Source organism: Phenylobacterium sp. (genome assembly GCF_024508875.1).
Lineage (GTDB): Bacteria > Pseudomonadota > Alphaproteobacteria > Caulobacterales > Caulobacteraceae > Phenylobacterium.
Window position 1 is genome coordinate 1 of record NZ_JANINU010000074.1, and the last position, 9087, is coordinate 9087.

Below are 9087 nucleotides of genomic sequence, written 5' to 3' on the forward strand. Positions count from 1 at the left end.
GGGTAGAAAATTGCCGTTCTGTCATCAGGCGAGAGACATGAAGGCGCTAGTCCTGAGGTCTCCGGCGTTTCGGGGAGGAAACGCCCGCTCAATCAGAGCGACTGCTCAAGACGGCCCGCAGCGACTATCCCCCGCTGCGGGCCGAATCTTTTTCAGGACATCGATGTTTTTGACGTCATCGTCAATTATCTCTCCCCTTTATGGGGAGGATGGCGATCGCCAGCGAGACGGGCGCGCGTTCACGCTCTAAGCCCGGTCGTGATTCCCCCCGTCTGCCACCTTGCTTGCAGCCACCCTCCCCGTCGGGGAGGGAAGGGCGCGCTACCAGATGCGGACCCGTTGTTCCGGCGGGACGTACATCGGATCGCCTGGCTTGATCCCGAAGGCCTCGTAGAACGCATCGATGTTGCGCATCGGCAGGTCCACGCGCGCGACCGGCGGCGAGTGCGGGTCGCTGACCAGGATCTGCTTCATGAAGTCGTCCCGGTACTTCCCGCGCCACACCTGGGCCCAGCCCAGGAAGACGCGCTGGTCGCCGGTGAGGCCCTCGATCACCGGCGCCGGTTGCCCCTTCAGCGAGAGGTGATAGGCGTCGAGCGCCAGCAGCAGGCCGCCCAGGTCGGCGATGTTCTCGCCCATGGTCAGGTCGCCGTTGATCTTGGCGCCCGGCAGGACCTCGGTGGCGGAGTACTGCTTGCCCAGCCGCTCGGCCTGGACGTTGAACTTGGCCTCGTCTTCCTTGGTCCACCACTCCGCCAGCCGGCCGTCGCCGTCGCTCTTGCGGCCCTGATCGTCGAAGCCGTGGGTGATCTCGTGGCCGATCACGCCGCCGATGCCGCCATAGTTGATGGCCGGGTCGCCCTCGGGATCGAAGAACGGCGGCTGCAGGATGGCAGCCGGGAAGACGATCTCGTTCTTGGTGGAGGAGTAGTAGGCGTTGATGGTCGCCGGGGTCATCTCCCACTCGGAACGGTCCACCGGCTGGTTCAGGCGCGCCACGCGGAAATTCCAGTCGAAAGCTGAGGCCCGCTCGACGTTTCCGTACAGGTCGCCGTCCACGATGTTCAGCGCCGAGTAGTCCCGCCACTTGTCGGGGTAGCCAATCTTGACGGTGAACTTGGCGAGCTTCTCCAGGGCCTTCTGCTTGGTTTCCGGCCCCATCCAGTCGAGCTTCTGGATACGGGCCTTCAGCGCGGTCTGGATGTCCCCGACCAGCGCTTCCATCCGGGCCTTGTTCTCGGCCGGGAAGTAGGCGGACACATAGAGCTTGCCGACCGCCTCGCCGAGGTTGCTGTCGACCAGGTTCACGCCACGCTTCCAGCGCGGAGTCTGGGCCTGGACGCCGGACAGCGTCTTGCCGCGGAAGTCGAACTTCGCCTGGTCGAAGTCCTTGGAGAGGTAGCCGGCGGCCTGGTCGATCGTCGTGAAGGCCAGCCAGGCCTTCAGGGTCTCGACGTCTGTCTTGCCGTAGATGGCGGCGATCTTCGGGAAGGCGGTGTTCTCGGCGACGATGACGCGCCGGGCAGCGGTCAGCTTCGCGCCACCGAGGAAGGCGTTCCAGTCGAAGCCTGGGGCGAAGGACGCCAGCTTCGCCGTCTCGACGGGGTTGTAGGTCTTGTCGTCGTCGCGCCGTTCGGCCCGCGTCCATGAGACCTTCGCGATCTCGGTCTCCATGGCGACGATGGCCTTGGCGTTGGGCTCGGGGTTCGCCCAGCCAGCCAGGGCGAGCATCCTCGCGACATAGGCCTCATAGGCCTTCCGCTGGGGCTCGAACTTGGCGTCCAGGTAGTAGTCGCGATCGGGCAGGGTGATGCCGCCCTGGCTGAGGTAGACGGCGTACTTCAGCGGATCCTTGGCGTCGTCGTAGACCTGCGGATTGAAGAAGCTCTGGCCGAAGCCGGCGGCCGTCGCCCCCATCAGGCGGGCCACGTCGGCGCGGGTCTTCGCGGCGCGCACCTTGTCGAGGTCGGCCTGCAGCGGCTTCGCGCCGAGGGCCTCGACCTTCGCCTCGTCCATGAAGCTGCGGTACAGCGCGCCGACCTTGGCGCCTTCGCCGCTCGCCGCGGTGTCCGCGGCCGCCGTCTCGACGACGGCGCGCATGCGATCCTTCGAGAGCTCGTCCAGCACGTTGAACGCGCCATAGGTCGAGCGATCTGCCGGGATCGTCAGCTTCTGCATGTATGCGCCGTTGGCGTACTCGAAGAAGCTCTTGCCCGGAGGCGTGGCCATATCGCGCCCGGCGAGGTCGAAGCCCCACGTCCCCATCCGCGGAGCCTTGGTCAGGTCACGGGCCGCGGCCGGCGGCGTCGTGGACGTGTCGGCGGCGAATGCGGCGGGCGCGCAGGCCAACAGGGCGGCCGCGGCGGTGGCGGCGAGCCAGGCAGTCTTCATGGCGGTCGGGTCTCTATCGGAAGATGACAGTCGGCGCGGACCATGAACCGGGCCCGCGCCGTTACGCTCGTTACATTTCTGTCAGGAAGGCGAAGGCCTCAGTGGTGGTGCTCGGCCGCGCTGGGCGGTCCCATGCCCGCGACGAAGGACGTGTTGACCTTGGCGCCGCTCGCGAAGGTGAGGGTCGCCGGCAGGACGTCGCCCGCCTTCACGGCACGGGTCAGACCCAGGAACATCAGGTGGTATCCTCCGGGCGCGAAGGTGACCGCGCCGCCGGCCGGGACGGGCACGCTGGGCAGCATCTTCATGGAGGCCATGCCGCCGCTCATGCTGGACTGATGGATCTGCACCGTCCGCGCCGCCGGGCTTTGCACCGACACCAGGGCGTCAGGTTTCCCGTCGGGATTTCGCAGGGTCATGAAGCCGGCGCCGGTCTGGCCCTGTCCGGCGGGACGGGTCCAGGCGGCCTCGACCTTGGGAGCGGCCTGGGTGGCGGTGGCGAGCGATGCGGCCGCAAGGGCGGCGAGTACCAGTTTCATGGGGATGCCTAATGCTGATGATCATGGCCGCCTTCGGGCGCGGCCGTGATGACGTTGAGGATGGGCGCCGGAAATTTCGAGCGCGGCGCGCCGGGCGGGGTGACTTCGGTCCAGCGGTTCTGCTCCGCCCCGCAGGACTGGATCGCCGGAAACGCCAGCGGGCCACCGGCGTCGGGCAATTTGGTCAGGACGACGAACTCGTCGAACTGGTCCGGCGGAAGACGACCGGTCCAGACGAGGGCGGTGACCGTCTCGCCGTCGCGGACGATCTGTAGCACCCAGCCCGGCTTCGGCTGGGGCCGCGCCACGGTGACGCCCGCCGGGATTTCGACGCGCAAGGCCGTGGTGTCGGCCTTGTCGCGGCAGCCGTGGCCGACGCCGAACCGAAGGACCTGGTAGGCCCCCGCGCCGGCCGTCGCGGGCTGCACGCTGACGTGGGCCGACGCCGAGGTGGCGAAGAGCGCCGCCGCGGCCGCGAGGGCAATGGACCTCAGAACGACCATGTCACGCCTCCGAAGACAGAGCGCCCGTCGCCAGGCCAATAGGCGGCGCTGGCCGCGGTCGCCGCGATCTGGGCCTGCACGTTGGAGATATAGTCCTTGTCGGCCAGGTTGCGGATGTCGACGAACAGGCTGATCCGCTCATTCACCGCGTAGCCCGCGCCGAGGTTCAGCAGCGCGTAGGACGGAGCGCGGGTCGTGTTCTTGAAGTCGACCCACCCGCCTGTGGGCGTCCATTCCACGGAAGGCGCCACGAACCAGCCGGCAGGGTGCTGGTAGCGGAGTTCGGCCCGGTAGAAGTGCTTGGGCACGATCGGCAGCCGGTTGTCGCCGTACTGCGCGTCGCCCTGGAAGTGGAAGTCGGAGTAGGTCCACGTCTGGCGCAGGCGCAGGCCGCGAACGATCTCCCAATCCAGCGCCGCTTCGATGCCCTGGTGAACGGTCTCGTCCGCGTTGAACGTCGAGGCCGGGATGCTGGGATTGACGGTGTACTGCAGCAGTTCCTTGTCGAGCCATGCACGGTAGAACGTCACGTCCCACGTGAGCGGGCCGCGCCGACCGCGGAAGCCGGCTTCGGCGGTCCAGGCTTCCTGGGCCTTCACCTGCGCGAAGCCCGTGCCTGTGGGCGACAGCGAGCCGTGGTTTGGCGGCTCGACCGACTTGGTGAGGTTGGCGAACATCTGCGCGCCGTCGGCGTCCTCCCAAAGCACGCCGATCCGCGGCGCCAGCCAGTTGTAGTCCTTGGAGGCCTTGAGGTTGAACGTGGAGACGACCCCGGGGACCGCGAACTGCTGATAGTCTCGCTTCGCCTGGCCCCAGGTGGCGCCGGCCACCAGCGCGAGGCGTTCCGATACGAACAGGCGAGCCTCGCCGAAGACGTCGACGGCGTCGGCGTTCTGTCGCGTGCGGGAGGTCGGAGCGCCGCGCGCGCCTTTCACGTTGACGTAGAAATTCGAGTCGAGGTCGCCGGTCCGCAGCCAGACACCCGCATAGGCGTCGGCGTGGCGGCCGCCCAGTTCGCCCTTCCAGTCCAGTCGCCCGAACGCGCCGTAGTTGCGGCTCTCCTGGTCGATCACCTGGAAGATTGGATGGTCGAGGTCCTTCCAGACGCCATAGATCGCGCCCTCGAAGACAGTCTGGTCGTTCAGCCGCCATGTGGTGCGCAGTGACGTGCGGACGCCGCGCTGGTTGCGGCCCTGGTCGTTGGCATAGTTGCCTGCCGCGGGCTGGCGCGGGTTGCCGTCGAACTGCGCAAGGGTCAGGGCCCCGGGGATCTCCTGGTTGATGTTCGAACCGTTGACGATGAGCCGGACCTCGCGATCCTCGCCGAAGCTGCGGCCAAGGTTCAGCGTGGCGAACTGGATGTTCTGCTGGCTCTGCGGCCGCCAGCCCTGACCGGTCTGGTTGGTTCCCGAGACATAGAGATCCCAGTCGCCCCATTGCCGCGCCGCCGCGACGTGCTCGCGGACCATGCCGAAGCTGCCGCCATCGACGCGGGCCTGATTGTCGAAGCCGGCCGTACGACCGGTCGGGGTGACCATGTTGATTGCGCCGCCGAGCAGAGCGCCGCCAAAGCGAAGGGCGTTGCCGCCGCGATACACCTCGGTGAACCGGGTGTTGAGCGGGTCGGCGATCTGGCTGTCGCCATAGCCGTCGGCCTCGTTCAGCGGCGCCCCGTCCTGGGCGATGAGCAGGCCCCGGTTGTGGTTGGCGTTGCCCAGGCCCGAACCGCGGATCGAGATGCGGATATCACCGCCCCACTTCTTCTGGGCGAAGACGCCGGGCGCGTCGCGCAGGACGTCGTCGAGCGCGAGGGCGAAACGGTTCTGGTAGGACTCCTGGGAAATCACCGAAACGGCGCCCGGCGTCTCCGACAGCCGCTTGCGGGCGTCCTGGACGACCGGCGGGTACTCGGGGTTACGCGCGCCGGTGACGATCACGCTGTCGACGGTGGTGGGAGCTTCCTCCGCCGCGCAGGCGAGGGCAGGCCAGGCGCCGGCGCCCAGCAGGATGGCGCGACCGAGCGCGCCCGAGATGAGAGACATGTTTGGTGTTTCCGAAACGCAGGATGACGGGCGCGCGGCATGGCGCGCCGACGAGGTCGATCAAGCGTTCGGAAGCGGTGGTCCTTGCCCGGGCGGGCGCGGCGGCGCCCTGGCGGGCGGGATGCGAATCTGCGGCGCCGGCTGGGCTTCGGCCAACTCCACCGCGTAGGCGACCCGTATGACTGAGACGACCGGCGGCGGCGTGTCGGCAGGCGCCGGGCACAGGCAATGCTTGCAGGCGTGGCTGACCGGCGGCGCGCCGGGAGAGTCCGGCGCCGTCTGCAGGCCCATCTCGGTGCAGATCAGCATCTCGCCGGCCGAAGCGGGTGAGGCGGCGGCGAGGCTGGGAACGAGCGCCTGGACCAGCAGGCAGAACACCGCGAGCAAGGCGATCATCGCCCGGCGCTCGGCGCGCATCTGGTTCTTCGGCGACCCCACGAAGCCGCCTCCTATAACTTTCCTGGGATTCCGCAAGCGGACGCGATGCCCCATAGTGGAGGCATCGGAAAATCGGAGACCTGATGGAAGGCCACGTTCAGCCCGGCGCGTACAAGGATGTCGTCCTGTTTCTCGCGACCGCCGGGGTCGTGGTTCCGATCTTCCGTCAGTGGCGCATCAGCCCCATCCTCGGCTTCCTCGGCGCGGGCGTCCTGCTGGGCCCCTACGGCCTGGGCAGCCTGTCCGACCGCTTCGAATGGCTGTCCGCCTTCACCATCTCCAACCCCGAGGAGCTTTCCCAGCTCGCCGAGTTCGGGGTCGTGTTCCTCCTGTTCATGATCGGGCTCGAGCTGTCGTGGGAGCGCCTGCGCTCCATGCGGCGCTACGTGTTCGGTCTGGGGGCGGCCCAGGTCGTGCTCTGCCTCAGCGCGACGGCGCTCGCGGCCCGGGCCGTGGGCCAGCCGCCGGCCGCCGCGATCGCCATGGGCGCGGCTCTGGCCCTGTCGTCCACGGCCATCGTCATGCCGATCCTGTCGGAGCAGAAACGACAGCATTCCATCGCCGGACGGGCGACCTTCTCCGTGTTGCTGTTCCAGGACCTGGCGGTGGCGCCCATCCTGGTGACCCTCACGCTGATGGGCCAGCGATCCGGCCAGCCGTTCGGCCCGGCCGCCCTGCTGAGCCTGCTGCCGGCGGTCCTGGGTGTCGCCGGGCTCTTCGTTTTCGGCCGCGTGCTGCTGCGTCCGATGCTGCGATCGGTGGCGCGCGCCAAGAGCGAGGAACTGTTCGTAGCCGCCTCGTTGCTGGTGGTGATCGGCGCGGGGTTGGTCAGCGCGCTCACCGGCCTGTCCATGGCGCTCGGCGCCTTCATCGCAGGGCTGCTCCTGGCGGAGACCGAGTTTCGCCACGAGGTCGAGGTTCGGGTGGAGCCGTTCAAGGGCCTGCTGCTGGGCCTGTTCTTCATTTCGGTCGGCATCGGCCTGAACGTCCCGCTTCTGCTCGAGCGGCCGCTGATCATCCTGGGTGCGGCGGTCTCGATGGTGCTGCTGAACACGGCGGTGATCTTCGCCCTGGCGCGCGTCTTTGGCCTGAAGAGCCGGAGCGCCATCGAGGCGGCTCTCCTGCTGGCGGGCGCCGGAGAATTCGCCTTCGTCATCCTGGGGCAGGCGATGGACCAGGGGATCGTCGGTCGCACAGCGGGCCAGACGCTGCTGGTGGCCGCCACGCTCTCGATGTTCTCCATTCCCTTCCTCGCCCAGCTCGGCCTGCGCCTGAGCGGCCGCCGCGTGACGCCGAGCGAGCTGCCGCCTGAGCCCGAGGGCGACACTGGCGGCGCGCAGCAGGTGCTGGTGGTGGGTTACGGCCGCGTCGGGCGGCTGGTGGGCGACATGCTGCGGCGGCACGACATAGCCTGGGTTGGCGCCGAGCTGGATCCCAAGCTGGTGGAACAGGGCCGACGAGCCGGCGAGGCGATCTATTTCGGGGACGCGGCGCGCGCCGAGTTCCTGATGCGCTGCGGCCTTGCCGAAGCCGCCGCGCTGGTGGTCACCATGGACAGCCCCGAGGGCGCGGAATCGATCGTGGCGGTGGCTCGCGAACTGCGTCCGGACCTGACCATCGTGGCCCGTGCGCGGGACGCGCGCCACGCCCAGCGCCTGTACGATCTCGGCGCGACCGATGCGGTGCCGGAGACGGTCGAGGCCAGCCTGCAGCTTTCCGAGGCTGTGCTCGTGGAGATCGGCGTGCCCATGGGGCTGGTCATCGCCTCGATCCACGAGCGGCGTGACGAATTCCGCAAGGCCTTGAACCGCCCGGAGTCGCTGGGCGGCCGAACCCGCAGATTCCAGCGCGAGCGAGGCGGCTGACACCGGGCGGAATTGCGGCGAAAAAAAATTGCGGCGACGCTTTGCGGGACGGGAACTAAGCGTGACCTTGATCCGTTTGGCGGGTCAGACAGGGCAGCCTGCGTCGGGGATGACATGCGTGCAGAGGGCAGCAGGGCGATGATCGCCGCGGGGGACGAAGGTCCTTCGCGCCTTATTGCGTCGCCAGTCACTCTTTACAAGGAAAGCCAAGGACGTCGGTCAGAACTCGACGGACGCGCCTCTGACGCGGCCGTGGATTGGCGGAGGTCCTGAAGATGGGATACGGGTCCGCTGGGCGAATGCGTAGCGGGCGGGTTGGGCGAATGTGCTGGCGCTTCTTCGCAAACGCCAGCATTTGCGGGTGGCTATTGCATCCGACGTCCTGCCATAGCTTGGGAAAGGCGGGCGACATTGCGGTGCGAGTGTGGCCTCGGCGACACTTTCGCAATGTTTGCGGCTTGGTATAACGGCGGCTGGGTCAAACGGCCGCACCACCTGAGGGCAACGAGAGGGCTCTGATTATGAAGTTGAAACTCCTGGCAGGGGCCGCGATGGCTGCGGCGTTCGCCGCGTCCGGCGCCGCCGCGCAAGAAGGCTGGTACGGCGCTGTCGACCTCGGCTACCACTGGCCGGACGGCATCGACGCCACGTCGTCGAACAACGCCGCGAACGGTGTCCCCTACAACTGGGACTTCAACCAGGAAGACGACTGGGCCGGCTTCGCCCGTCTCGGTTACCAGCTCAACGATCACTGGCGCGTCGAACTGGAAGTCGGCTATCGCTCGGGCGACATCGAGTCGGTCCGCGGTGGTTCGAACCAAGCCGTCGTCGGCCTCTGCTCGCCGGGCGTGACCCGCACGACGGCGGCCCCGAAGTGCGGCGCTCCCGACGGTGACGTGTCCTCGTGGACCGTCATGGGCAACATCATCTACGACATCCTGCCCGGCTCGGTGATCAATCCGTACGTCGGCGCGGGTATCGGCGCGAACCACGTCAAGATGGACGTGCTCGGCCAGTTCTCGAACATTCCGGCGCCGGTGACGGCGGCCAACGCCATCCAGAACCTGACGATCGATGATTCGGATACGGCGTTCGCCTATCAGCTCATCGCCGGTCTGGCCTGGAAGGCCACCGACCAGCTGTCGGTCGACCTGACCTACCGCTACCTGGGCGGCTCGGACCTCGACTTCGCGTCGACGGGCAGCCTGGCGACCGGCCTGCAGCCGGGCGTGTTCTCGGGCGAGTACAAGGACCAGTCGGTGACGCTGGGCCTGCGGTACCTGTTCGCGGCTCCCCCGCCGCCGCCGCC

General features: G+C 68.0%; 7 protein-coding genes. 2 read left to right on the forward strand and 5 right to left on the reverse strand.

Annotation, left to right across the window (positions count from 1 at the left end; translation table 11 throughout):
• Window positions 1–321: 321 nt before the first annotated feature.
• The 5 genes from Q0L11_RS07010 to Q0L11_RS07030 all read right to left on the reverse strand — a co-directional run bounded on the left by Q0L11_RS07010 (window position 322) and on the right by Q0L11_RS07030 (window position 5913).
• Window positions 322–2391, reverse strand: coding sequence for a M13-type metalloendopeptidase (locus Q0L11_RS07010; RefSeq protein ID WP_296596286.1), 2070 nt, complete (start codon window positions 2389–2391; stop codon window positions 322–324).
• 98 nt (window positions 2392–2489) lie between these two features.
• A complete protein-coding gene (locus Q0L11_RS07015; RefSeq protein WP_296596287.1) occupies window positions 2490–2930 on the reverse strand; it encodes a copper chaperone PCu(A)C in 441 nt (146 codons plus the stop codon).
• Between the two features lie 8 nt (window positions 2931–2938).
• Window positions 2939–3433, reverse strand: a complete 495-nt coding sequence (locus Q0L11_RS07020) for a YcnI family protein (protein WP_296596289.1) — start codon at window positions 3431–3433, stop codon at window positions 2939–2941.
• Window positions 3421–5475 carry a TonB-dependent receptor gene (locus tag Q0L11_RS07025; RefSeq protein ID WP_296596291.1) on the reverse strand — a complete coding sequence of 685 codons (2055 nt, stop codon included), beginning with the start codon at window positions 5473–5475 and terminating at the stop codon, window positions 3421–3423. The genes Q0L11_RS07020 and Q0L11_RS07025 overlap by 13 nt, the downstream gene beginning before the upstream one ends.
• Before the next feature lie 60 nt (window positions 5476–5535).
• Window positions 5536–5913 carry a DUF2946 family protein gene (locus tag Q0L11_RS07030; protein ID WP_296596292.1) on the reverse strand — a complete coding sequence of 126 codons (378 nt, stop codon included), beginning with the start codon at window positions 5911–5913 and terminating at the stop codon, window positions 5536–5538.
• An 83-nt stretch (window positions 5914–5996) separates the two neighbouring features.
• Here Q0L11_RS07030 and Q0L11_RS07035 point away from each other — a divergent pair, with 83 nt between their 5' ends.
• Both Q0L11_RS07035 and Q0L11_RS07040 read left to right on the forward strand, forming a co-directional pair.
• Window positions 5997–7778: a cation:proton antiporter gene (locus tag Q0L11_RS07035; RefSeq protein WP_296596293.1), complete on the forward strand. Its 1782-nt coding sequence runs from the start codon at window positions 5997–5999 to the stop codon at window positions 7776–7778.
• Between the two features lie 521 nt (window positions 7779–8299).
• Window positions 8300–9087 (forward strand): outer membrane beta-barrel protein (locus tag Q0L11_RS07040; protein WP_296596294.1); only part of this gene is annotated, 788 nt, incomplete at its 3' end.